This is a genomic window from Streptomyces sp. NPDC093071 (genome assembly GCF_044754545.1).
GTDB lineage: Bacteria > Actinomycetota > Actinomycetes > Streptomycetales > Streptomycetaceae > Streptomyces.
This window is the reverse complement of record NZ_JBIVPH010000005.1, coordinates 47,696-71,588: the sequence shown is the minus strand read 5'-3', so window position 1 is coordinate 71,588 and position 23,893 is coordinate 47,696. Positions and strand designations below refer to the sequence as shown.

Annotated in this window: 19 protein-coding genes, 4 tRNA genes and 1 other RNA gene; 14 read left to right on the top strand and 10 right to left on the bottom strand. The window is 72.2% G+C overall.

What is annotated here, in order from left to right:
• Nucleotides 1-40: 40 nt before the first annotated feature.
• Together ACIQD7_RS21085 and ACIQD7_RS21080 are read right to left on the bottom strand one after the other, a co-directional pair.
• Entirely contained in the window at nucleotides 41-457 is a 417-nt protein-coding gene (locus ACIQD7_RS21085; protein ID WP_402443368.1) for a hypothetical protein, read from the bottom strand.
• A 396-nt stretch (nucleotides 458-853) separates the two neighbouring features.
• Nucleotides 854-941: transfer RNA gene (locus ACIQD7_RS21080), tRNA-Ser, on the bottom strand.
• Nucleotides 942-1,058: 117 nt separating this feature from the next.
• Between ACIQD7_RS21080 and ffs the strand changes: the two genes are divergently transcribed.
• The 6 genes from ffs to ACIQD7_RS21050 all read left to right on the top strand — a co-directional run bounded on the left by ffs (nucleotide 1,059) and on the right by ACIQD7_RS21050 (nucleotide 9,717).
• Nucleotides 1,059-1,157, top strand: an RNA gene (gene ffs / locus ACIQD7_RS21075) — signal recognition particle sRNA small type.
• Between the two features lie 97 nt (nucleotides 1,158-1,254).
• Entirely contained in the window at nucleotides 1,255-3,327 is a 2,073-nt protein-coding gene (locus tag ACIQD7_RS21070; RefSeq protein WP_402443366.1) for a DNA polymerase III subunit gamma and tau, read from the top strand.
• Nucleotides 3,328-3,388: 61 nt separating this feature from the next.
• The gene (gene purD, locus ACIQD7_RS21065) at nucleotides 3,389-4,639 is read left to right on the top strand and encodes a phosphoribosylamine--glycine ligase (RefSeq protein ID WP_402443364.1); all 1,251 of its coding nucleotides are present in this window, start codon (nucleotides 3,389-3,391) and stop codon (nucleotides 4,637-4,639) included.
• Nucleotides 4,640-4,890: 251 nt separating this feature from the next.
• Entirely contained in the window at nucleotides 4,891-7,008 is a 2,118-nt protein-coding gene (locus ACIQD7_RS21060; protein ID WP_402443362.1) for a hypothetical protein, read from the top strand.
• Between the two features lie 227 nt (nucleotides 7,009-7,235).
• Nucleotides 7,236-8,696, top strand: coding sequence for a N,N-dimethylformamidase beta subunit family domain-containing protein (locus ACIQD7_RS21055; RefSeq protein ID WP_402443361.1), 1,461 nt, complete (start codon nucleotides 7,236-7,238; stop codon nucleotides 8,694-8,696).
• A gap of 109 nt (nucleotides 8,697-8,805) precedes the next feature.
• On the top strand, nucleotides 8,806-9,717 hold the full coding sequence (locus ACIQD7_RS21050; protein ID WP_121831176.1) for a phosphoribosylaminoimidazolesuccinocarboxamide synthase: 912 nt from the start codon (nucleotides 8,806-8,808) through the stop codon (nucleotides 9,715-9,717).
• A gap of 48 nt (nucleotides 9,718-9,765) precedes the next feature.
• Here ACIQD7_RS21050 and ACIQD7_RS21045 read toward each other — a convergent pair.
• The 8 genes from ACIQD7_RS21045 to ACIQD7_RS21010 form a co-directional block, all read right to left on the bottom strand.
• Nucleotides 9,766-9,841, bottom strand: a tRNA-Gly gene (locus tag ACIQD7_RS21045).
• Between the two features lie 22 nt (nucleotides 9,842-9,863).
• The gene (locus ACIQD7_RS21040; RefSeq protein WP_391165932.1) at nucleotides 9,864-10,472 is read right to left on the bottom strand and encodes a response regulator; all 609 of its coding nucleotides are present in this window, start codon (nucleotides 10,470-10,472) and stop codon (nucleotides 9,864-9,866) included.
• Complete coding sequence (locus tag ACIQD7_RS21035) at nucleotides 10,469-12,082, bottom strand: histidine kinase (RefSeq protein WP_402443358.1); 1,614 nt, start codon at nucleotides 12,080-12,082, stop codon at nucleotides 10,469-10,471. Before ACIQD7_RS21035 ends, ACIQD7_RS21040 begins: the two co-directional genes overlap by 4 nt.
• A gap of 23 nt (nucleotides 12,083-12,105) precedes the next feature.
• Entirely contained in the window at nucleotides 12,106-12,915 is an 810-nt protein-coding gene (locus tag ACIQD7_RS21030) for an ABC transporter permease (RefSeq protein WP_402443356.1), read from the bottom strand.
• Nucleotides 12,912-13,946 carry an ABC transporter ATP-binding protein gene (locus ACIQD7_RS21025; protein WP_402443354.1) on the bottom strand — a complete coding sequence of 345 codons (1,035 nt, stop codon included), beginning with the start codon at nucleotides 13,944-13,946 and terminating at the stop codon, nucleotides 12,912-12,914. Before ACIQD7_RS21025 ends, ACIQD7_RS21030 begins: the two co-directional genes overlap by 4 nt.
• A 172-nt stretch (nucleotides 13,947-14,118) precedes the next feature.
• Nucleotides 14,119-14,191 (bottom strand) — tRNA-Gly (locus ACIQD7_RS21020).
• 80 nt (nucleotides 14,192-14,271) lie between these two features.
• Nucleotides 14,272-14,343, bottom strand: a tRNA-Gly gene (locus tag ACIQD7_RS21015).
• 358 nt (nucleotides 14,344-14,701) lie between these two features.
• Nucleotides 14,702-15,058 (bottom strand): Lsr2 family protein, encoded by a 357-nt coding sequence (locus ACIQD7_RS21010; protein ID WP_402443353.1) that lies wholly within the window; start codon nucleotides 15,056-15,058, stop codon nucleotides 14,702-14,704.
• Nucleotides 15,059-15,413: 355 nt separating this feature from the next.
• On the opposite strand from ACIQD7_RS21010, the gene purS reads away from it, so the two are divergent.
• From purS to purF, 8 genes are all read left to right on the top strand, one after another.
• The gene (gene purS, locus ACIQD7_RS21005; RefSeq protein WP_053648299.1) at nucleotides 15,414-15,683 is read left to right on the top strand and encodes a phosphoribosylformylglycinamidine synthase subunit PurS; all 270 of its coding nucleotides are present in this window, start codon (nucleotides 15,414-15,416) and stop codon (nucleotides 15,681-15,683) included.
• Nucleotides 15,680-16,360 carry a phosphoribosylformylglycinamidine synthase subunit PurQ gene (purQ, locus tag ACIQD7_RS21000; protein WP_383408780.1) on the top strand — a complete coding sequence of 227 codons (681 nt, stop codon included), beginning with the start codon at nucleotides 15,680-15,682 and terminating at the stop codon, nucleotides 16,358-16,360. The genes purS and purQ overlap by 4 nt, the downstream gene beginning before the upstream one ends.
• On the top strand, nucleotides 16,360-18,645 hold the full coding sequence (gene purL / locus ACIQD7_RS20995; RefSeq protein WP_402443350.1) for a phosphoribosylformylglycinamidine synthase subunit PurL: 2,286 nt from the start codon (nucleotides 16,360-16,362) through the stop codon (nucleotides 18,643-18,645). The genes purQ and purL overlap by 1 nt, the downstream gene beginning before the upstream one ends.
• 112 nt (nucleotides 18,646-18,757) lie before the next feature.
• The gene (locus ACIQD7_RS20990) at nucleotides 18,758-19,273 is read left to right on the top strand and encodes a helix-turn-helix transcriptional regulator (RefSeq protein WP_121831182.1); all 516 of its coding nucleotides are present in this window, start codon (nucleotides 18,758-18,760) and stop codon (nucleotides 19,271-19,273) included.
• A gap of 46 nt (nucleotides 19,274-19,319) precedes the next feature.
• Nucleotides 19,320-20,156 (top strand): M23 family metallopeptidase, encoded by an 837-nt coding sequence (locus ACIQD7_RS20985; protein ID WP_402443348.1) that lies wholly within the window; start codon nucleotides 19,320-19,322, stop codon nucleotides 20,154-20,156.
• A gap of 259 nt (nucleotides 20,157-20,415) precedes the next feature.
• Nucleotides 20,416-21,204 carry a sterol carrier family protein gene (locus ACIQD7_RS20980; protein WP_402443346.1) on the top strand — a complete coding sequence of 263 codons (789 nt, stop codon included), beginning with the start codon at nucleotides 20,416-20,418 and terminating at the stop codon, nucleotides 21,202-21,204.
• 65 nt (nucleotides 21,205-21,269) lie between these two features.
• The gene (locus tag ACIQD7_RS20975; protein WP_161374912.1) at nucleotides 21,270-22,097 is read left to right on the top strand and encodes an META domain-containing protein; all 828 of its coding nucleotides are present in this window, start codon (nucleotides 21,270-21,272) and stop codon (nucleotides 22,095-22,097) included.
• Between the two features lie 241 nt (nucleotides 22,098-22,338).
• Complete coding sequence (gene purF, locus ACIQD7_RS20970; RefSeq protein WP_121831185.1) at nucleotides 22,339-23,865, top strand: amidophosphoribosyltransferase; 1,527 nt, start codon at nucleotides 22,339-22,341, stop codon at nucleotides 23,863-23,865.
• The last annotated feature ends 28 nt before the right edge of the window (nucleotides 23,866-23,893 follow it).

The following is a 23,893-nucleotide window of genomic DNA, read 5'->3' as shown; positions in this document are numbered from 1 at the left end:
AGCCGCTGGATGACGGCTCCCGTAGAGTCCGGTTGATTTGTCAAGGACGTTCGAAAGGCCTGGTGAAGGAGCAGTTGTCGGGGCGGAGGGAGCCACGGTTCTGGCACACGCGAACTTCGGCCGACCTTGTGTATCGAGTGGCTCCGTCGTAGACGATCTTGTCGATCCAGACACTCCTCTTTTGAGTGCCGTTGAAGCGGTTCCACCCGTAGCCGTGGACCTTTACCTGCAGATAGACGTTGTGGCTGTCCTTGAAGCCGATGTCGGACAGCCTTCCTTTGATGTGGAATGCGCCATGCATGGTCCCCGGGGCCTCCCACTTGTACTTTGCTTCTTCGAACCGAGCTCCGCCTGTCTTGAAGTCCTCCGTGCGGTGCCATGCGGAGTCGGCCATGGCTACCCCCATTCCCCCGAAGAACAACCCGGTGGTAATCGCCGCTGCGGTAAGCTTCCTCATGGATAACCCCTGTCGCTCACATGCCGACTGAACGTCACAGAACGTATCGGCATAATCGAGTTCGAGTGGCCGCAGGAACGTACCTTCCGCTCGTAAACCCTCGATCAAGTGAATGGGGCCTTCTCGGCTGTCCTCACTCCGTAGGAGTGGTTACCGCTGCGCCTGAGCAAGGGAGAGCTGGGGTGTTACTGGCCGAAGAAAGGGCCGAGGTTGACGGATTTGGGGTCAACATGGAGAAAGTGCATCGGGAGCCGGTCGGTAAGCGAACCATCCCCGAGGCGTCTGTGCCCGTGGCGAGCGTCACAGATGGGGTAGCCATCTGTCTGGTGGCCCTGGAACGTCGAAGGGCCCCACCGCGAACGGTGGGGCCCTTCGACATCGTGCCCGGTGAGGCACTGGCGGAGGATACGAGATTCGAACTCGTGAGGGGTTGCCCCCAACACGCTTTCCAAGCGTGCGCCCTAGGCCTCTAGGCGAATCCTCCGCCGGGAACATTACATGACCGAGGGGGGTGCTCGCGAACTCGATCCCAGGTGGGGTCGGTGCCGGGTCCGGGGCGGGAGGTGTGGGGTCCGGGAGCCCCGGCATCGGGTAGTCTGGGCGGAGCCCCTCACGCGGCGCTATCTGACTGAACTCCCCCAGGGCCGGAAGGCAGCAAGGGTAGGTCGGCTCTGGCGGGTGCGTGGGGGGCGCTTGCGTTCCCGGGGCCGGCGACCGGCGGTCGGGGGCAACCGGGCGGCCAGGCGGCCCCGGCCGTTTTTCCCGGGTTGTCGGTGCGCGCCTATAACCTCGTACACGTGTCGTCTCTCGCGCTCTACCGCCGCTATCGCCCCGAGTCCTTCGCCGAGGTCATCGGGCAGGAGCATGTCACCGACCCGTTGCAGCAGGCCCTGCGGAACAACCGGGTCAATCACGCGTACCTGTTCAGCGGACCCCGCGGCTGCGGCAAGACGACCAGCGCGCGGATCCTCGCGCGGTGCCTGAACTGCGAGCAGGGACCCACCCCCACCCCCTGCGGCGAGTGCCAGTCCTGTCAGGACCTCGCGCGGAACGGCCCCGGGTCGATCGACGTCATCGAGATCGACGCCGCCTCGCACGGTGGTGTGGACGACGCCCGTGACCTGCGGGAGAAGGCCTTCTTCGGGCCCGCCTCCAGCCGGTACAAGATCTACATCATCGACGAGGCCCACATGGTCACCTCGGCGGGCTTCAACGCCCTCCTGAAGGTGGTCGAGGAGCCCCCGGAGCACCTGAAGTTCATCTTCGCCACCACCGAGCCCGAGAAGGTCATCGGGACCATCCGGTCGCGGACCCACCACTACCCCTTCCGGCTCGTGCCGCCCGGCACCCTCCGCGACTACCTCGGCGACGTCTGCGGACGCGAGGGCATCCCCGTCGAGGACGGCGTGCTGCCCCTCGTCGTGCGTGCCGGCGCCGGTTCCGTGCGTGACTCGATGTCCGTCATGGACCAGCTCCTGGCCGGTGCCGCCGACGACGGCGTGACCTACGCCATGGCCACCTCCCTCCTCGGCTACACCGACGGCACGCTGCTCGACTCCGTCGTCGACGCCTTCGCCGCCGGGGACGGCGCCGCCGCCTTCGAGATCGTCGACCGGGTCGTCGAGGGCGGCAACGACCCCCGCCGCTTCGTCGCCGACCTCCTGGAGCGGCTGCGCGACCTGGTGATCCTGGCCGCCGTCCCGGACGCCGCCGAGAAGGGGCTCATCGACGCCCCGGTCGACGTGGTCGAGCGGATGCAGGCCCAGGCGTCCGTCTTCGGAGCCGCCGAGCTCAGCCGGGCCGCCGACCTCGTGAACGCCGGTCTCACCGAGATGCGGGGCGCCACCTCCCCCCGGCTCCAGCTGGAGCTGATCTGCGCGCGCGTACTGCTGCCCGCCGCCTTCGACGACGAGCGCTCCGTCCAGGCGCGCCTCGACCGGCTGGAGCGCGGCGCCCCGTCGTCCGCCGCCGCGCCCGCGGCCCCCGCGCCCGTCTTCACGCCCGGGCCCCCCGCGCCCGCCATGGGGTACGTCCCCGGGCCCGACGCCCACACCCCCATGGCCCCGCCCCCGCCCGTACAACCGCAGCCCCAGGCCCAGCAGCAGGCACCCGCCCCCGCGTCCGCCGGCTCCCGGCCCGGGGCCTGGCCCGGAGCGGCCGTGCCCGGCGGCGGCACCCCCGGCGCCTGGCCCGGTGCGTCCACGCCCGCTCCCGCCCCGGCCCCCGTACAGGCCCCGCAGGCCCCCGTACCCGCCCCCGCGTCTTCCGCGTCCCCCGCGCCCTCCGGCGGTGACACCGCCCAGGTGCGGAACCTGTGGCCGCAGATCCTCGACGCCGTCAAGAACCGCCGCCGGTTCACCTGGATCCTGCTCAGTCAGAACGCGCAGGTCGCCGGGTTCGACGGCACCACCCTCCAGCTCGGCTTCCTCAACGCCGGCGCCCGGGACAACTTCGCGAGCAGCGGCAGCGAGGACGTCCTGAAGCAGGCCCTCGCCGAGCAGTTCAACGTCAACTGGAAGATCGAGGCGATCGTCGATCCCTCGGGCGGTGCCGCGCCGCCGCCCGCCGCCGCCAACTTCGGCGGCCGCCCGGTCGCCCCCGCCCCGGCGGCGCCCCCGGCCCCCGCCCCGGCGCCCTCCTTCCAGCAGGCCCCGCCGCCCCCGCCCGTACGGGAGGCGCCCGCCCCGGCACCGCCCGCGAAGGCGCCGTCCGCGCCCGCCTACACCCCGCCCGCGCCGCAGCCCGTGGCGCCGGAGGACGACGTTCCCGAGGAGGACGACCCCGACCTCGTCGACTCGGCCCTCTCCGGCCACGACCTGATCGTGCGCGAGCTCGGCGCCACCGTTGTGGAGGAATACACGAACGAGTAGGGCCGTCTCGCTCGGTGGCCCGTACGAGGGGCATCCCGTCCCGCGGGCTACCCTGGCTGGCGTGAAGGTCCTCGTCATCGGCGGCGGCGCCCGCGAACACGCCCTGTGCCGCTCTCTCTCCCTCGATCCCGACGTCACCGCTCTGCACTGCGCGCCCGGCAACGCCGGAATCGCGGAGGTCGCCGAGCTGCACGCCGTCGACCAGCTGGACGGCGACGCCGTCGCGCGCCTCGCCACCGAGCTGGACGCCGGCCTCGTCGTCGTCGGCCCGGAGGCCCCGCTCGTCGCCGGCGTCGCCGACGCCGTCCGCGCGGCCGGCATCCCCGTCTTCGGCCCCTCGCGGGAGGCGGCGGAGCTGGAGGGCTCCAAGGCCTTCGCCAAGGACGTCATGGCCGGCGCCGGAGTGCCCACCGCCCGCAGCTACGTCTGCACCACCCCCGAGGAGATCGACGAGGCGCTCGACGCCTTCGGCGCCCCGTACGTGGTGAAGGACGACGGCCTCGCCGCCGGCAAGGGCGTCGTCGTCACCGACGACCTGGAGAAGGCCCGGACGCACGCGCTCGCGTGCGACCGCGTGGTCATCGAGGAGTACCTCGACGGCCCCGAGGTCTCCCTCTTCGCGATCACCGACGGCACCACCGTCCTCCCGCTCCAGCCCGCGCAGGACTTCAAGCGCGCGCTCGACGGCGACGAGGGCCCGAACACCGGCGGCATGGGCGCGTACTCCCCGCTGCCCTGGGCCGACCCCAAGCTGGTCGACGAGGTCCTGGAGACCGTCCTCCAGCCGACCGTCGACGAGCTGCGCCGCCGCGGCACCCCCTTCTCCGGCCTGCTGTACGCCGGTCTGGCGATCACGAGCCGCGGCGTCCGGGTCATCGAGTTCAACGCCCGCTTCGGCGACCCCGAGACCCAGGTCGTCCTGGCCCGGCTCGCGACCCCGCTCGCCGGCGTCCTGCTGAACGCCGCCAACGGCACCCTCGCCGACCAGGCCCCGCTCCGCTGGCGGGACGCCGCCGCCGTCACCGTGGTCGTCGCCTCCCACAACTACCCGGACACCCCGCGCACCGGCGACCGGATCACGGGCCTGGAGGAGATCGCGGAGCTGGACGCCCCGCACGCGTACGTGCTGCACGCCGGGACGAAGCGGGACGGCGACGCCGTGGTGAGCGCGGGCGGCCGCGTCCTCTCGGTCACCGCCACCGGAACGGACCTGGCGCGGGCCCGCGAGCGCGCCTACGCGGCGGTCGGCCGCATCCGGCTTGACGGTTCCCAGCACCGCACGGACATCGCGCGGAAGGCCGCCGAGGCCTGATTTCCCCGTGACCGATTCGCGCGGCCGTGCGGTGGACCGCACGGCCGCGCGAGCGCCATCACCTTTGCCCAAAGCCATTCCATCGAGTGACGGATGAGCCATCCGGATGACGCCCGCCACCACCCCAACTAGGGTGCGGCGCAGGCGTTCCGGCACTTGGCCCACCGGCATTGCGATGTCAGTGACGGGTGCCACAGTGGGGGAGTGACCAACACCGCCACAGGCAGTCCCGACCAGGGCAGGAGGGGATGATGAGCGGCGTGTCCGGCACCGGTTCCGCCGTCGGCGAGGAGTGGGGTGCGCGCGCCGCGCGCTCCCGGGCCCTCGCCGTCCTCCGCGTCCGCGGCAGGGCACTGGGCCTCGCGGTGCTCCCCGCCGCGGTCGCCGTCGTGCTGTACGCGGGCGAGGTCACCGGCCACTTCTCGGGTACGGGATGGGGCACGGCCCGCTGGGTCGTGACCGTCCTCGCGGTCGTCGTCCTCCTGGTCGCCGCGGCCGTCGCCGCCGTCGTCGCCCGGGCCCGCCCGGCCGCCACGCCGACGGTGGAGCTGGCCGAGACCGCCGCCCCCGACCTGTACCGGCTCGTGCGGGACCTGGCCGACCGGCTCGGCGTCCCGGCACCGGCCGCGATAGCCCTGACGCCGGACTGCGACAGCTGGCTGGAGGACCGCACGCACCGCGCCCACCGGGCGCCCCGCGCGGGCGGTGGAGCCGGAGCCGGTGCCGCTCCCGTCCTGGTCATAGGCTCGCCCTTCCTCTGGTGGATGCGCGTCGGCGAGCTGCGGGCGGTCCTCGCCCCCGTCGTCGCCGGTACGGGACCGGCCGCCCACCCCGACATAGCCGCCGCCCGCCGCTTCGTCCGCGGCCTGGACGCCGCGATCGCCGTGCCCCGGGACCCCGGCCTCGACCCGGTCCGCCGCCTCGGCGCCCACGGCGTCGGGCAGGTCGCCCGCGTCCTGCTGCGCGCCTGTCGGGGGCACGCCGCCGAGATGGAGCGCGGGGTCGCCGCCGCGGGCTCGGAGCGCGCCCAGGAGGTCGACTACGGCGTACGGATCGTGGCGCAGGAGCAGGTCGGCCTGGCCTACGCGGGCTGGGACCGCCTCCTGACCCGGGTCGCGCTGCCCGCCTGGCGCATGGGCCGCTGGCCCGCCAAGCTCGACGCGGGCGTGGTCTCCGCCCTGACCGAGCTGTCCCGCCGCGACCGGCTCGCGGACGGCTTCTCCTCCCGGCTCGGGGAGCGGCCGGCCTGCGACCTCCTGGAGGAGCCGGGCGCGGTCGACGAGGCCGCCTCGCTGCTCGCCGCCCGCCTCTTCCACGGCGGCCCGGCCGCGCCCGGCCCCGACTGGTCGCCGGTTGAGTGGAGCCAGTACCCGGAAGAGGTCGTCGACCGGAAGTGGCGTACGGACGCGGCCCGGCTCCACCAGGTCCTCGACGGCATCGACGCGGCCGCCGCCGCGCCCGGCGCCCCGCCCCCGGCCGACGGCCCGACCCTGACCCGCGTGATCGACCGCCTGACGACGACGCCGCCCCCCGGGGCGGTAGGGGAAGCCCCTTCGGGCCCGAGGCCTCTCGAGACCCCGGAAGGCCTTCCGGAGTCGGACGCCCGGCTCCTCGACGGCCCCTCGGGCGCGGGAGGCCCCGACGGTCTGCCCGACCTGGGCGGTTCCTCTGACACGACCGGCTCGTCCGACCCGGAGGGCCTCTCCGTGCCGGGCGGCTCTCCCGGCACGGCCGGCCGCGAGTCGGACGGTCGTGACGGCCCCTCCGCCGTGGAGAACCCCTCCGGCCCGGGCCGCCTTTCCGGCCCGGACGGTCCCTCCGGCTCGGGAGCCCCCGAAGACCTCTCCGATCCGGACGGTCTCGGCGGTCTCAGCGGTCCCGACGAGTTCGGCGGTCTCGACGACCTCGACGACGACCTCCCGGTCAACCCCGCCGCCGACGCGCTCGCCGGGGCCCTCAGCGCCCTGCTCGCGCGGGAGGAGGCCGCGCGGGAGGCGCGGGTCGCTGCCGAGAGCGCCCGGGGCGGCCGGGCGGCGGCCGAGCCGACGGGGGAGCAGGCCACCGCGTACGAGGGCGTCAGCGGCCCCGACGGCCCCTTGCCGCTCTTCCCGCTCCAGCCACCCCGCAGCGGCCGCGACCTGCTCGCCGACCACGTCACCGCGATGGTCTGCTGCGCGGCCGTGGACACCGCCGAGGCGGCCCCCGGGCTCGACTGGCTCGACGGTCCGGCCCTGCTCCTCGGCGGCGAGCGGGCCACGGACCTCGGCCCCCGCGTCCTCTCCCTGGTCGAGGACGGCGACCCCGAGCCCCTGCGGGACTGGCTCGCGCGCACCGGCGTACGCCCCGAGAAGCCCGTACGGCTCGTCTGACGCACCGCTGGCGCACCGCCCGGGGCGCGCCCCCGGACGCGGCTCCGTCGTGAGCCCCCGGCATAGACCGGTGGCACATGCGGAACCCCGTCTTCCACTCTCGTCAATTCACGACGAACGGTGACGGAGTGCGTGCGTTATGTGATGTGCTGGAGGTCATCACTGACAGAGACGCGAATTCACCGGCACTGACCGGCCGACCGGGGGAGTCGAGGGAGGGGCGCAGCATGGGGGCGGATCAGATCAGACGGTGGGAGTCGGGCGCGCTCGCGCACGCCGTCTCCGATCCCTTCGGCCAGGGCCCGCTGCCCTGGCTGCGCGGCTCGGACAACTACTTCGACGACACCGGCCAGATGGTGCCCTGGTACGCGGACGAGGTCCTGGCCCGGGGCGGCAGCGGCGGCCCCCGCACGGCCGACGACGTCCGGCGCCAGATCAAGGGCTTCGCGTCCGGCGGAGCCGTCGCGCCGGGCGAGTCGATCGACTTCCACATCACCGTGGACCCGCCGCAGCAGTTCTCGGTCGACATCTATCGCATCGGGCACTACGGCGGTCACGGCGCCGCGAAGATCACCACCAGCCCGCGCCTCTCCGGGATCGTCCAGCCCGCCCCGCTCATCGTCGACCGCACGGTCTCCTGCCACCACTGGTGGCAGTCCTGGCGGCTCCAGGTCCCCGGCTACTGGGCGATCGGCGCGTACGTCGCCGTCCTCACCACCGCCGACGGGCACCGCTCCCACATCCCCTTCACGGTCCGCGACGACCACCCGGCGGACCTGCTCCTCGTCCTCCCGGACGTGACCTGGCAGGCGTACAACCTCTACCCGGAGGACGGCCGCACCGGCGCCAGCCTCTACCACGCCTGGGACGAGGACGGCCGGCTGCTCGGCGAGGAGGACGCGGCCGTCACCGTCTCCTTCGACCGCCCCTACGCGGGCGCGGGGCTGCCGCTGCACGTCGGGCACGCCTACGACTTCATCCGCTGGGCCGAGCGCTACGGCTACGACCTGGCGTACGCCGAGACCCGCGACCTGCACGCGGGCCGCGTCGACCCGGGCCGCTACCGGGGCCTGGTCTTCCCCGGCCACGACGAGTACTGGTCGGCGCCGATGCGCCGGGCCGCCGAACGCGCCCGCGACCTGGGCACCTCGCTCGTCTTCCTCTCCGCCAACACCATGTACTGGCAGGTGGAGCTGGGCCCCTCGGCCTCCGGCGTGCCCGACCGCCTCCTCACCTGCCGCAAGCGCCAGGGTCCTGGCAGGCCCGCGCTCTGGCGCGAGGTCGACCGCCCCGAGCAGCAGCTCCTCGGCATCCAGTACGCGGGCCGGGTGCCCGAACCGCACCCGCTGGTCGTGCGGAACGCCGAACACTGGCTCTGGGAGGCCACCGGCGCCGGGGACGGCGACGAGATCCCGGGCCTGGTCGCGGGCGAGGCCGACCGGTACTTCCCGCGCACCGCGCTCCCCGAGCACGAGAGCCGCATCCTGCTCGCCCACTCGCCCTACCGGGACGGCGACGGAGCCCTGCGCCACCAGGAGACCTCCCTCTACCGGGCCCCGTCCGGCGCCTGGGTCTTCGCCTCCGGCACCTTCGCCTGGTCGCCCGCCCTCGACCGGCCGGGCCACGTGGACTCCCGGATCCAGCGCGCCACGGCGAACCTCCTCGACCGCATCTGCAAGAGGGACTGACCGGGTACGGGGAGGAGTCGGCAGGTCCGTACGCGGAGGCCGCCCGCCGGTGATCCACGCAGGTGCGAGAGAATCGAAGCGCTCCTGGATCAACCTACGCGGAGGAACCGTGTCCGGATTCGTAGAAAAGCCCGAGCCCGTCCAGGTCCCGGGCCTCACCCATCTCCACACGGGCAAGGTGCGCGACCTGTACCGGAACGAGGCCGGTGACCTCGTGATGGTGGCGAGCGACCGCCTGTCCGCGTACGACTGGGTCCTGCCCACCGAGATCCCCGACAAGGGCCGGGTCCTCACCCGGCTCTCCCTGTGGTGGTTCGACCGGCTCTCCGACCTGGTCCCGCACCACGTCCTCTCCACCGAGCTGCCGGCCGGCGCCCCCGCCGACTGGGCGGGCCGCACCCTGGTCTGCAAGTCGCTGAACATGGTCCCGGTCGAGTGCGTCGCCCGTGGCTACCTCACCGGCTCCGGTCTCGTCGAGTACGACGCGTCCCGCACGGTCTGCGGCCTCGCGCTCCCCGAGGGCCTGAGCGACGGCTCCGAGCTGCCCGCCCCGATCTTCACCCCGGCCACCAAGGCCGCCGTGGGCGACCACGACGAGAACGTGTCGTACGAGGAGGTCGCCCGCCAGGTCGGCGCCGAGACGGCCGCGCTGCTGCGCCAGACCACCCTCGCCGTGTACTCCCGGGCCCGGGACATCGCCCGCGAGCGCGGGATCATCCTGGCCGACACCAAGTTCGAGTTCGGCTTCGAGAGCACCCCGGACGGCGACCGGCTCGTCCTCGCCGACGAGGTCCTCACCCCGGACTCCTCGCGCTTCTGGCCGGCCGACCAGTGGCAGCCGGGCCGCGCCCAGCCCTCGTACGACAAGCAGTTCGTGCGCGACTGGCTGACCTCCCCGGCCTCCGGCTGGGACCGCAAGAGCGAGCAGCCCCCGCCGGCGCTCCCCCAGGAGGTCGTGGACGCGACCCGCGCCAAGTACATCGAGGCGTACGAGCTCCTCACCGGCAACGCCTGGAGCTAGCACGGCAACGAGAAAGCCCCCGGTCGGATTCGACCGGGGACTTCTTCGTGGAGCGGACGACGAGATTCGAACTCGCGACCCTCACCTTGGCAAGGTGATGCTCTACCAACTGAGCCACGTCCGCGTGCGCCGTAGCGCGCAGCCCACTATACCCAACCTTTCGCCCGGGCGAGACGCACCGCCGTGTGACGGTTCTCGGCACCGACCTTCGCGGCGGCCGAGGAGAGGTAGTTCCGGACGGTCCCGGGGGAGAGCGAGGCGCGCCGGGCGATCTCCGCGACGGGCGCTCCGTCGGCGGCGAGTTCGAGCACCTCGGCCTCCCGCACGGTCAGCGGCGAGTCCCCGGACGCTATGGCGTCGGCCGCCAACTCCGGGTCCACGTAACGGTTTCCGGCGTGCACGCTACGGATGATCTCGGCGAGCCGCTGGGCGCTGACGGTCTTCGGGGCGAAGCCGCGGACGCCCGCCGCGAGGGCCCGCTTCAGGTGCCCGGGGCGCCCGTGACTCGTCACGATCATGGCCCGGCAGTCGGGAAGTTCGTCCCGCAGGGCAGTGGCGACCATCACACCGTCCATGCCCGGCATCTGCAGATCGAGCACGGCGACATCGGGCCGGTGGGCGCGGGCCATGGCGAGCGCCTCGGGCCCGGTTGCGGCCTCGGCGACGACCACGAGGTCGTCCTCCAGGGCGAGCAGGGCGGCGAGTGCGCCCCGGATCAGATGCTCGTCGTCGGCGAGCAGTACGCGTACGGTCACGCGACCGTCTCCTCCTTCTCTTGCGCCCCGTGCTTCTCTTGCGCCCCGTGCGGCTCGTGCGTCCTGTGTATCTCGTGTGCCTCGTGCTTCTCGCACGCCTGGTGCGGCTCATGCGCCTTGTGCGTCTTGCGTGGCTCGTGTGCCTCGCACATCTCGTGCGCGTTGTGCGCGTCGGGCGTCTCGTGCGCCCTACGCGCCTCGTGCCCATCGAGCGTCCCGTACTTCTCGGGCTCCCCCCGCCCGTCGGGCTTCCCGACCTTCCCTCGCCTCTCGGGCTTCCCGTCCTGCCCGGGCTCCCGGTCCTGCCCGGGTACGGGACGTGCCGGGGCCGCCGGCTTCCGCGCCGCACCGACCCGTTCCGCGCGGGGCAGCGGGACCCGGGCGGTCACGCGAAAGGACTGAGGTGCCGACGGGCCCGCGTCCAGGGTGCCGTCCACCGCACCGAGCCGCTCCCGCAGCCCGGCGAGTCCGGACCCGGCCCGGCGCCCGCCCGTGACGCCGACTGCCCCCGCCCCGTCCCGGCCGTCGGCAGCGCCCACCGCTCCGTCGTTCTCGACGGTGAGCAGCACCGCCCCCGGCTCGGCCCGGAGCACGATCGCGCACCGGCGCGCGTCCCCGTGGCGCAGGACGTTCGTCGTGGTCTCCCGGACCACCCAGCCCAGGGCCGACTGCACCTCCGGGGGCAGGTCGAGCGCCGGGGCGTCCACGGCGCAGGCGATCCCGGCGGCCCCGAGCACACCGCGCGCGCCCTCCAGCTCGACCCGTAGGTCGGCCTCGCGGTAGCCGCGCACGACCTCGCGCACCTCCCGCTGCGACTCCTGCGCGATCCGCTGCACCTCGACCATCTGGTCCATGGCCTCCGGGCGTCCGCGCCGGGAGAGCTGCACCGCGAGTTCGCTCTTGAGCGCGATCACCGACAGGTTCCGCCCCATGACGTCGTGCAGGTCCCGTCCGAAGCGGAGCCGCTCCTCGGCGACGGCCAGCCGGGCCTTGAGGTCCCGGGAGTTCTCCAGCTCCTTCACGATCCGGAGCAGCCAGGAGGAGAAGCCGCTGGTCGCGGAGACGAAGACGCCGCCGACGAGGATGCCGACCGCGGAACCGGCCGCCACGTCCAGCCCGTTGCCGGCCGCCGCGATCGGGGCGCCGGTGGCGAACGCGGTACCGAGCACCGCGTACACCATGTGCCGCACCGGGCCGAGGCAGAGGACGAGCGCGCAGAGCGTGAAGATGGACGTCCCCGCCAGGACGGTCACGTTCACCCCCGGATCGGGCAGTGTGCGGGCCACCCACAGGAGGTTCAGGACGAAGTCGACGCCGAGGGTGACGCCGACCACCGTGACGGCGAGCCGCACGGGCCGCTCCCGCTTCCCGGTCGCGTGGTCCAGGGCGCGGGACGCGAGGAACGCGCAGAGCACGGCGTGGACGCCGATCCACAGGAGCAGTCCGACCGCGATCTTCGTGGAGTGCGGGCTCCGTACGTCGTTGCTGAAGGGGATGCCGCCGAGCACGAACAGCTCGATCGGCACGAAGAGGTGGAAGGTCCACCGCGTGTACAACTCGACCTTTCCGGCGCTGCTGCGCCGGGACCACCAGCCGGTCAGCCTGGACATCGGGCCGCCCCCCTTTCCGAGACCTAGCGCCGCGGTTCCCAGCGGAACCACCGGTGGACCGCCCACCCCGTCACGACGCCCCAGGCCACTGTATTGAGGCCGGCGCCCAGCAGGCTCTCCGCGTGCGCGGTGCCGAGCCAGCCCGCCCGGACGAACTCCATCACGCCGCTGAGCGGGAGCAGTCCGCAGAGGTCGCCGGCGAGCGGGGGCAGGACGTCGCGGGGCACGAAGAGGCCCGAGCCGAAGCAGGAGACGAGGAAGAGCGGCAGGGTCGTCAGGCCGGCGCTCTCGACGGAGCGGGTGATCACGGTGGTGAGCGCGGCGAGCCCGGAGAGCAGGACGATCGCGGCGGCGACGCCGAGCAGCAGCAGGTCGGGGCGGGCGGGAGCGGGCACGCCGAGGACGGCGACCCCGCCGGCCGTGAGCACGGCGCACTGCGCGAGCGTGATGGCGGTGGCGGGCAGGGCGCAGCCGGTGAGGATCTCCGCGTCGCTCGCCTCGCCGGTCCGCAGCCGCTTGAGGACGAGTTCCTCGCGGCGGGCGACGAGCGCGGAGACGAGGCTCATGTAGGCGACGAGGAGCAGGACCATGCCGGTACCGCCGATGAGGGTGGCCGCCCCGGCGCCCATCGGCAGGGCCTCCGCGTCGAGCTGGCTGAGCGAGGAGCGCAGCAGGAAGACCATCAGCAGCGGCATGAGCAGCGCGATGAAGAGGTTGTTCCGGTTGCGCAGGAGGAGGGTCAGCTCGGCCCGGCCGAGGGCGGTGAGCCGCCCGCGGACGGTGGAGGCGGGCCCGGGAACCGGGGACGTGGACGTGGTCGTGACGGTGCTCATCGGGTGTCGGCCTCCTGCCGGTCGGTACGGACTGCGGTGTGGTGGGACGGACCGTCCTGTCCCAGGCCGTCCTGCTCCAAGCCGTCCCGCGCCAGGCCGTCCGGGGACGACCCTTCGCGCGAGGCGATGTCGAGGAACGCCTCTTCGAGGGAGGCGGAGCGGGCGTCGAGCCCGTCGAGCCGTATGCCGTCGTCTCCGGCCCAGGCCAGGAGGACGGAGAGGTCCTCCTGGAGGTCGTGGGTGCGGATCTCCACGCGGCCGCCGGACTCGGCGGCCCGCAGGCGTAGCGGGAGATGTGCGGCCAGCACGCCTTCGGGGAGGGTGAAGCGGATCCGGGCGGGGCGGGCGGCGGTGACCTCGGCCGGCGTGCCGGAGAGGACGATCTCGCCCCGGTGCATGATCGCGAGGCGGTCGGCGAGGGCTTCGACCTCCTCCAGGTAGTGCGTGGTGAGGAGCACGGTCGTGCCGCCGTCCCGCAGCTGCCGGACGAGCTCCCAGGTGTCGCGGCGGCCCTCGGCGTCGAGGCCGGTGGTGGGCTCGTCGAGGAAGAGCACCTCGGGGCGGCCGAGCAGCGCGAGCGCCAGGTCGAGCCGGCGCCGCTCGCCGCCGGAGAGCTGCTTGATCCGGACGCGCTCGCGCCCGGCGAGGCCGGTGGCGGCGAGCGCCTCCCCGACGGGACGGGCACCGCTGGTGCACCCCGCCCACATCCGTATGGTCTCGGCCACGGTGAGATCGGAGGGGAAGCCGCCCTCCTGGAGCATGATGCCGATCCGGGGGCGGACGGCGGACCGCTCGCGGTACGGGTCGTGGCCGAGGACGCGGGCGGTGCCGGCGCTGGGGGCGGCGAGGCCCTCCAGGAGCTCGACGGTGGACGTCTTGCCGGCGCCGTTGGTCCCGAGGAGGGCGAAGATCTCGCCCCGGGGGACGGCGAAGGAGATCCCGCGCACGGCCTCGAAGCCGCCGCCGGTTCCCCGGCCGGATCCCTCGGCATACGTACGGCGCAGGTCGGTCGCCTCGATCGCAGGTGTCATGCGTCCAGACTCCCGGCGGCCCCTCCTCTCCGGCAGTGCGTGCTGTCATGACCCCAGCTGACAAATGTCATGAGGAGGTGGAGCAGCGGGAGGGAAAGAGAGAGGGGAGGAACGGGAGGAGGGAAACACGACGAAGGCCCCGGTTCCTGAGAACCGAGGCCTTCATACTCTGAGCGGACGACGAGATTCGAACTCGCGACCCTCACCTTGGCAAGGTGATGCTCTACCAACTGAGCCACGTCCGCATTGCTCCCGACCGGCTTTCACCGGGCGGTGCGAGCACCACTGTACCTGATCCACAAGAGTGGACGGTCATGCGATGCAGAGCGGGTGACAGGAATTGCACACTGCGCCTTCCCCCTGGAAGGGGGCTGTTCTGCTACTGAACTACACCCGCACGCTGCTTGGAGTGGGGCCTTTCGGCCTCGCCCCTCGGCGTGATCCAGACTCTAGCCGATCACCCGGGGTGCAATGCAAATCGGCTCGGCCTGCGACGACGGGCGGCCCCGGCCGGGCCGGAACCCTCCCTGGAGCGACTCGCCCCGCTGGACCTCGCCCCGCTGGACCTCACCTCGGTGGAGCTCGTCCCGGTGGATCCCGCCTCGGAGGGGTCCACTTCGGTGGGCCTCATCCCGGCGGCCCCCGCCGCCCCGGTGGGTCTCACCCCAGAGAGGCCTACTCCGCAGGGACCCGCCCTGAAGGAGCTCACCCTGAAGGAGCTCACCCTGAAGGAGCCCGCCCCGGAGGCCCCCCGCTCAGCTCGCCTCGCGGAAGGCCTCGTACACCCGCTTCGGGATCCGGCCCCGGGCGGGCACGTCCATCTTGTTGGACTGGGCCCAGGCGCGGACCGCCGCCGGGTCGGGGGCGAGGTCGGTGTGCGTGTACGTCGCGGCCGTCCGGCCCCGGCCGCCGGCGCCGGAACCGGCGCCGATCCGCGCGGGCATCTTGCGGCCGGCCGCCAGGTAGGGCGCGAGGGCCTTACGGAGTTTCTTTGCATTGGCAGCATTCAGGTCGATCTCGTACATCTTCCCGTCGAGGCCGAACGCGACCGTTTCAGCTGCTTCTCCGCCCTCGATGTCATCGGAGAGGGTGACCACCACACGCTGAGCCACGGATATCGGTCCTTTCCTTCGGCTGCCGAGGTCATAGGCGGCGCTTGTGGCGCCCCTGAACTGCGACGATGCCGACCGTTCGGCTGTGCCGGGACAATGCTGCTTTCTTCTGGAAACCTTTCTACAGCGGCAGGCGTCGCATTGTGAAGCCCTGCCAATTGTTTCAGCGTGTCCCGGTGCAATGCGGTGCGCAATATTTCACGTGAATTTTGCCGTGGAGGGGGTGGCCGGGGTGTGGCGGGAGAGGCTGCCGGGAACCCTCCTTTTGTAGGATCCTTCAGATTTCTACCCGCGTAGAATTTGGAGGCAGGTACGCTGAAGGAACCGCCCACGCAACACACCACCGGGAGTGCCAGTGGCACGCGTCGTAGTCGACGTCATGCTCAAGCCGGAGATCCTCGACCCCCAGGGGCAGGCGGTGCAGCGTGCACTGCCCCGCCTGGGATTCGCCGGAATCGCCGACGTCCGTCAGGGGAAGCGCTTCGAGCTGGAGGTGGAGGGACCGGTCGACGACGCCGCCCTCGCCCGCATCCATGAGATGGCCGAAACCTTCCTCGCCAACACCGTGATCGAAGACTTCGTCGTGAAGGTGGAGTCCACCGAGACCGCCGGGGCCTCGTCGTGACCGCACGCATCGGCGTCGTCACGTTCCCCGGAACGCTCGACGACCAGGACGCGCTGCGCGCCGCCCGCCTGGCGGGCGCCGAGCCCGTCTCGCTCTGGCACCGCGACAAGGACCTCAAGCAGGTCGACGCCGTGGTCCTGGCCGGCGGCTTCTCCTACGGCGACTACCTGCGGGCCGGAGCCATCTCCCGCTTCTCGCCGGTGATGGAAACGATCATCGAGCAGGCGAAGGCGGGCATGCCCGTCCTCGGCATCTGCAACGGCTTCCAGATCCTCACCGAAGCCCATCTGCTGCCGGGCGCGATGCTGCGCAACAACCACCTCCACTTCATCTGCCGCGACCAGAAGCTGCGGGTGGAGAACGCGGAGACCGCCTGGACCTCGGACTACACCGAGGGCCAGGAGATCGAGGTCCCGCTCAAGAACATGGACGGCCGGTACGTCGCCGACGAGCGCGTGCTCGACGAGCTGGAGGCCGAGGGGCGGGTGGCCTTCCGCTACCTGGACGTGAACCCCAACGGCTCGCTGCGCGACATCGCGGGCGTCACCAACGCCGCCGGCAACGTGGTCGGCCTCATGCCGCACCCCGAGCACGCCGTCGAGCCGCTGGTCGGCACCGGCAAGACCGACGGCCTCGGTTTCTTCACCTCGATCCTCAAGAAGCTGGTCAACGCCTGATGCTGTCTTCTTCCGGGGGACGCCCCCCGTACCCCCGCGCCTTCGACACCGTCAAGCACGCGAGCGAGACGCCGGACAGCGAGCAGCCCTGGAAGGAGCTCGGCCTCAAGGAGGACGAGTACGCGCGCATCCGCGAGATCCTCGGCCGCCGTCCCACCGGCGCCGAGCTCGCCATGTACTCCGTCATGTGGTCGGAGCACTGCTCGTACAAGAGCAGCAAGGTCCACCTGAAGCAGTTCGGCGAGAAGGTCCCCGCCAACGACGCCATGCTCGTCGGCATCGGGGAGAACGCGGGCGTCGTCGACGTCGGCCAGGGGTACGCGGTCACCTTCAAGGTCGAGTCGCACAACCACCCCTCGTACATCGAGCCCTACCAGGGCGCGGCCACCGGCGTCGGCGGCATCGTCCGCGACATCCTCGCCATGGGCGCCCGCCCGGTCGCGGTCGTCGACCCGCTGCGCTTCGGCGCGGCCGACCACCCCGACACCAAGCGCGTGCTGCCCGGCGTCGTCGCCGGCATCGGCGGCTACGGCAACTGTCTCGGCCTGCCCAACATCGGCGGCGAGGTCGTCTTCGACTCCTGCTACCAGGGCAACCCGCTGGTCAACGCCGGCTGCATCGGCGTGATGAAGCACGAGGACATCCACCTCGCCAAGGCATCCGGCACCGGCAACAAGGTGATCCTGTACGGCGCCCGCACGGGCGGCGACGGCATCGGCGGCGTCTCGGTCCTCGCGTCCGAGACCTTCGACGACACCAAGCCGACCAAGCGCCCCGCCGTCCAGGTCGGCGACCCGTTCCAGGAGAAGCTCCTCATCGAGTGCACCCTGGAGATCTTCGCGGAGAAGCTGGTCGCGGGCATCCAGGACCTCGGCGGCGCCGGGCTCTCCTGCGCCACCTCCGAGCTGGCCTCCGCCGGCTCCGGCGGCATGAGGGTCGACCTGGAGCGCGTGCACCTGCGCGACGCGACGCTCTCGCCGGAGGAGATCCTCATGAGCGAGTCGCAGGAGCGCATGTGCGCGATCGTCGAGCCCGACAAGGTCGACCGCTTCCTGGAGATCTGCGAGAAGTGGGACGTCATCGCCACCGTCATCGGTGAGGTGACCGAGGGCGAGCGCCTGGAGATCTTCTGGCACGGCGAGCAGATCGTGGACGTGCCGCCGCGCACGGTCGCCCACGAGGGCCCGGTCTACCAGCGCCCGTTCGCCCGCCCGGAGTGGCAGGACGCGCTCCAGGCCGACGACGCCGGCAAGCTGCCCCGGCCCGCGAACGGCGCGGAGCTGAAGGACCAGGTCCTCAAGCTCGTCGCCTCCCCGAACCAGGCCTCGAAGTCCTGGATCACGGACCAGTACGACCGGTTCGTGCAGGGCAACACCGTCCTGGCGCAGCCCGAGGACGCGGGCATGGTCCGCATCGACGAGGAGACCAACCTCGGCGTGGCCATGGCGACCGACGGCAACGGCCGGTACGCGAAGCTCGACCCGTACGCGGGCGCGCAGCTCGCGCTCGCGGAGTCGTACCGCAACGTCGCCGCCTCCGGCGCCAAGCCGCTGGCGATCTCCAACTGCCTGAACTTCGGCTCGCCCGAGGACCCGGACGTGATGTGGCAGTTCGCCGAGGCCACCCGCGGTCTCGCGGACGGCTGCTTCCAGCTGGGCACCCCGGTGACCGGCGGCAACGTCTCGCTCTACAACCAGACCGGTGACGTGGCGATCCACCCGACGCCCGTCGTGGCCGTCCTCGGCGTGATCGACGACGTCAACCGCCGCACCCCGATCGCCTTCGCGGAAGAGGGCCAGCTCCTCTACCTGCTCGGCGACACCAAGGAGGAGTTCGGCGGTTCGGCCTGGTCCGAGGTGATCCACCAGCACCTCGGCGGTCTGCCGCCGGCCGTGGACCTCGACCGGGAGAAGCTGCTCGGCGAGATCCTGATCTCGGCCTCCCGCGACGGCATGATCGACGCGGCGCACGACCTCTCCGACGGCGGTCTCGTGCAGGCGGTCGTCGAGTCCTGCCTGCGCGGCGGCAAGGGCGCGCGCCTGGTCGTCCCGGAGGGCCTGGACGCCTTCACCTTCCTCTTCAGCGAGTCGGCGGGCCGCGCGGTCGTCGCCGTCCCGCGCAGCGAGGAGCTCCGCTTCACCGACATGTGCGGTGCGCGGGGTCTGCCGGCGACCCGGATCGGTGTCGTCGACGGGGACGCGGTCGACGTGCAGGGCGAGTTCGCCCTCTCCCTGGAGGAGCTGCGCACGGCCCACGAGGCGACGATCCCGGGCCTGCTGGCCTGACGCGAAGCACAGGGGAAGCCCCCGTCCGGACCTTCGGGCCCGGACGGGGGCTTCGTTGTTCTCCTCCTGATTCCCTCTTGCGCGGAGTTACGTAATTACGTAATCTGTACGCATGGAGCTGGAAGAGCGGTTCACCGAGCTGGAGCGGCGCATCGCCGCGCTGGAGGGCATGGAGCCCTCCGACTCCGCGCGCCCCGACCCCTCCCGGGGGGACTTCTGGGCCCTGGAGGGATTCAAGGCCGAGCTGGCCGAAGCGGGCCCGCGGGGCGCTGACGGCGGGGTTCTGTTCACGGGCTCGGTCCGCCTGCCCACCGAGGAGCGGTACGAGTGGCAGTTCGGCGCGTTCACCGAGCGGCTGCTCGACGAGGACTGGGCCGAGACCGCCGACTCCTTCGCCGCGCTTGGCCATCCCGTACGGCTCCGGCTGCTGCGGGAGATACTCGGCGGCCGCCGCACCGCCGCCGAGCTGGCCGAGCTCCCGGAGACGGGCACGACCGGCCAGGTCTACCACCACCTGCGCCAACTGACCGGCGCGGGCTGGCTCCACACGACCGGACGCGGCCGCTACGAGGTTCCGGCGGCCCGGGTCGTCCCGCTCCTGGTGGCCCTCACGGCGGCCCACCCGTAGACCATCGACCACTGCCGTCGACCACGATCGTTCAGGGGGAACGCTCATGTTCACGCGCAAGACCGCGGTGATGCTCCACCGCACGCTCTGGCTGCTGTTCTTCGTCCAGCTCGTCGTCTCGTTCACCGTCGGGCTGCCCTACCCGTACGCGGTGAGCTGGCTGCCGCTGATCGCCGCCGTGGGGGTCGGGATCGCGCTTGCCCGGCACACCGGCAAGGAGATCGAGGCGGCGGCGCGGCCCCCGGTCGAAGTGGATCCGCCGGTCGCCGGCCGCTGGTCGGCGCTCAACAGCCCGGCGGACCGGACGCCCAGTCACGGCACCCACCAGTACGGCCAGACGTACGCGATCGACATCGTGGCGGAGGCGGAGGAGGGAGAGCGGTCCCGGCCCCCCTTCGCGTGGCTGTGGCCGGTGGCCCGCCGGAGCGAGGACTTCCCGGCCTTCGGAGCTCCGCTGTTCGCGGTCGCCGACGCGACCGTCGTGCACGCGGAGGACGGCCAGCGCGACCACCTCAGCCGCAACTCGCTGCCCGCCGTGCTCTATCTGATGGTCCTCGAGGCCACCGTCCGCGTCCTCGCGGGGGCCCGGCGGGTCGTCGGGAACCATCTGATACTCGACCTCGGGAACGGCACCTACGCGGTGTACGCCCACCTCCGGCGGGGCTCGCTCACCGTCCGGGCGGGCGACCGGGTTACGGCCGGCCAGGAGCTCGCCCGGTGCGGGAACTCCGGCAACTCCACCGAACCGCACCTGCACTTCCAGCTGATGGACGGCCCGGACCTGGACAGGGCCAGGGGCGTTCCTTTCACCTGGCGCGGTCTCGGAGTGCCGAAGAACAAGGAGACGTTCGAGTCGATACCGGGAGCCACCCATCCGGCCTGACCTCGGCCACGGACTGCTCCCGTCACGGGCCGCCTCCGTCACGGACCACACCCACCACCGAGGGCACCTGTCACGGACCACACCCACCGCCGACCGCTCCAGACGCCCACCGCTCCCGCCGTCGCACCTGTCACCGACCGCACCCACCGCCGACCGTGCCCGCCACAAACCGCACCCACCCCGCCGACCGCGCCCAACCCCCCTCGACTCCACCCGCGTCCACCCCACCCCCGCCCTCCCCTCCGACTACCCTCGCCCCATGCCACCGGCCAAGAAGCGCACCCGTAGCTACGATTCCGCCAAGACCCGGGCCGCCGTTCACGCCCAGTTCCGGCACGTGCGGGAAGCCGTCGAGGCGTTCACGCCCGTGCAGCTCGACGGGCCGACCCGGCTCGGGACGTGGACCGTGCGGGACCTGGCGGCGCACGTCGCGTGGATGGTCGACTCCGTACCCCTGCTGCTCGCCGAGCCCGCGCCGGCCGCGCGGGAACTGGCCCTGCTCGACTGGCCGTCCAGGACCGCGTCGGCCGCCGAACGGATCGACGCGCACACGCGCGGGATCGACGCCTCGGACCTGCACGGGCTCTACGCGCGCGTGCAGGACGACTACGAGGAGGCGGTGGCGGGCGCGGCCGACGACCGGCTCCTGCCGCTGAGCTTCGGCGCCATGACCCTCGGGGACTTCCTCGTCACCCGGACCGTCGAACTCGTCGTCCACACCGACGACCTGAACGAGGCGACCGGCGCGGGCATCCCGTACGACCGGAAGGCCCTCGCCGCCTGCACCCGTCTCCTCGCCGACATCCTCGCGGTGCGGGCCCCCGGCGGGGCGGTCGAGGTGCGGGTCCCGCCGTACGCCGTCGTCCAGTGCGTGGAGGGCCCCCGGCACACCCGGGGCACCCCGCCCAACGTGGTCGAGACGGACCCCCTGACCTGGATCCGGCTCGCGACCGGGCGCGTGGAGTGGGCGGCGGAGCTGGACGCGGCCCTGGTGAGCGCGAGCGGCGAACGCGCCGACCTGGCGGACCTGCTGCCCCTGATGGGCTGATCCACGGGTCCGCGCAGGTCGCCGGGACCGTGGAACCGACTCGTCCGGTCGTCCGTCCCATCTCCATGTCGAAGCCACGAGCACTCGTCGTCCTGGTACCGCTCCTCCCCGCGCTCCTGCTCACCGCCTGCGGCACGGAGGGAGGGCAGGGATCCAAGCCCGGGGCGGGCACGGTCTCCCCGGACCTCCCGCTCACCGGCACGCACTGGACCGTCGACGAGGTCACCGTCGACGGGAGCGCGTCCGACGCCCCCGACGACGCCCGCGTCACGTTCGGGAAGGACGGCCGGATCACCGGCCGGGGCGGGTGCAACACCTTCAACGCCACCGCCGCCGTCCGGGGGGACACCCTCACCGTCTCCCCGGGCCCGATGACCGAGATCGCCTGTTCCGACGACCGGATGCGCTTCGAGAAGGACCTGGTCGAGGCCTTCTCCGGGGAGCTCAAGGGCACGCTGAAGAACGACACCCTGACCCTGACCTCGCCCGACGGGCGCGACGTCCTCGCGCTCACCGCCGAGCGGCCCGCCCCGCTGCGCGGCACCGCGTGGAAGGTCGACGGCCTGCTCTCCGGGAAGACCGCCTCCTCCCTGCCCGCCGGCAGCGAGGGCAAGGCGCGGATCGTCCTGGGCGAGGACGGCAAGGTCACGGGCAACCTGGGGTGCAACAACTTCTCCGCGACCGCCAGGACCGAGGGCACGACCCTCACCGTCGAGGGCCCGGCGGCCACCACCCGGATGATGTGTACGGGCCCGCAGATGAAGCTGGAGACGCAGCTGTACGCGCTCCTCGACGGGCCGCTCACCTATCGGGTCGACCACCGGACCCTGACGCTCACCGACGCCTCGGGCGAGGGCCTCACCGCCACCGCCGAACCGGCCGGACGCGCGTAGCACCGGGCGTCCGGACCCGCGCCGGTCCCTCTCCGATTGCGAACTCCGTCACATCGCGGGACGGCTCCGGGCCTGATACGAGCGTCCGCTCGTCACGGTCCCGGAGCCGGAATCCCTTCCCCCGTCTGGTTTGTAGCCCTCTCCAAGCACGAGATGATCATTTCGTGCGATCGCACGAGTGCGGGCGGTCCTGCATTTCCTCAATTCGGACCAGTGGTCGAGCCCGTCTACACTCGGAAACGTGCCACGTGGTGACGGTCGACTCAATCACGACCTGCTTCCCGGCGAGAAGGGCCCCCAGGACGCTTGTGGCGTCTTCGGGGTCTGGGCTCCGGGTGAAGAGGTCGCAAAGCTCACGTACTTCGGGCTCTACGCCCTCCAGCATCGGGGCCAGGAATCCGCGGGAATCGCGGTCAGCAACGGCTCCCAGATCCTCGTCTTCAAGGACATGGGGCTCGTGTCCCAGGTCTTCGACGAGACCTCTCTCGGTTCCCTCCAAGGTCACATCGCGGTCGGTCACGCCCGCTACTCGACCACCGGGGCCTCCGTGTGGGAGAACGCGCAGCCGACGTTCCGGGCGACCGCCCGCGGCTCCATCGCGCTCGGCCACAACGGCAACCTGGTGAACACGGCGCGACTCGCCGAGATGGTCGCGGACCTGCCCAAGAAGGAAGGGCGCGCGACCCGGGTCGCCGCCACCAACGACACCGACCTGGTGACCGCGCTCCTCGCGGGCCAGGTGGACGAGGACGGCGCGCCGCTCACCATCGAGCAGGCCGCCGCGAAGATCCTCCCCGAGGTCCGGGGCGCCTTCTCCCTCGTCTTCATGGACGAGCACACGCTCTACGCGGCCCGTGACCCGCAGGGCATCCGCCCGCTGGTCCTCGGCCGCCTCGAGCGCGGCTGGGTGGTGGCCTCCGAGTCCGCCGCCCTCGACATCTGCGGCGCCAGCTACGTCCGCGAGGTCGAGCCGGGCGAGATGATCGCGATCGACGAGAACGGCATCCGCACCTCTCGATTCGCGGAAGCGAAGCCCAAGGGCTGTGTCTTCGAGTACGTGTACCTGGCCCGCCCGGACACCGACATCGCCGGCCGGAACGTGTACCTCTCCCGCGTGGAGATGGGCCGCCGCCTCGCGAAGGAGGCGCCCGTCGAGGCCGACCTGGTGATAGCGACTCCGGAGTCCGGCACCCCGGCCGCCATCGGCTACGCCGAGGCCTCGGGCATCCCCTTCGGCGCTGGCCTGGTGAAGAACGCCTATGTCGGGCGCACCTTCATCCAGCCCTCCCAGACCATCCGCCAGCTGGGCATCCGGCTGAAGCTGAACCCCCTCAAGGAAGTCATCAAGGGGAAGAAGCTCGTGGTCGTCGACGACTCGATCGTCCGCGGCAACACCCAGCGCGCCCTGGTCCGGATGCTCCGCGAGGCCGGTGCGGCCGAGGTCCACATCCGGATCTCCTCCCCGCCGGTCAAGTGGCCCTGCTTCTTCGGCATCGACTTCGCGACCCGCGCGGAGCTGATCGCCAACGGGATGTCGGTCGAGGAGATCGGCAAGTCGCTGGGCGCGGACTCGCTCTCGTACATCTCCCTGGAGGGGATGGTCGAGGCGACCACGATCCAGAAGCCGAACCTCTGCCGTGCCTGCTTCGACGGCGAGTACCCGATGGAGCTGCCGGACCCCGAGCTGCTCGGCAAGCAGCTCCTGGAGACCGAGCTGGCCGCCGGTCCGGCCGCCACCGCGGCCGCCGACGCGCTCCGTCGTCCGTAAGTTCGCAAGACCCCGTCGCAACCGCTGC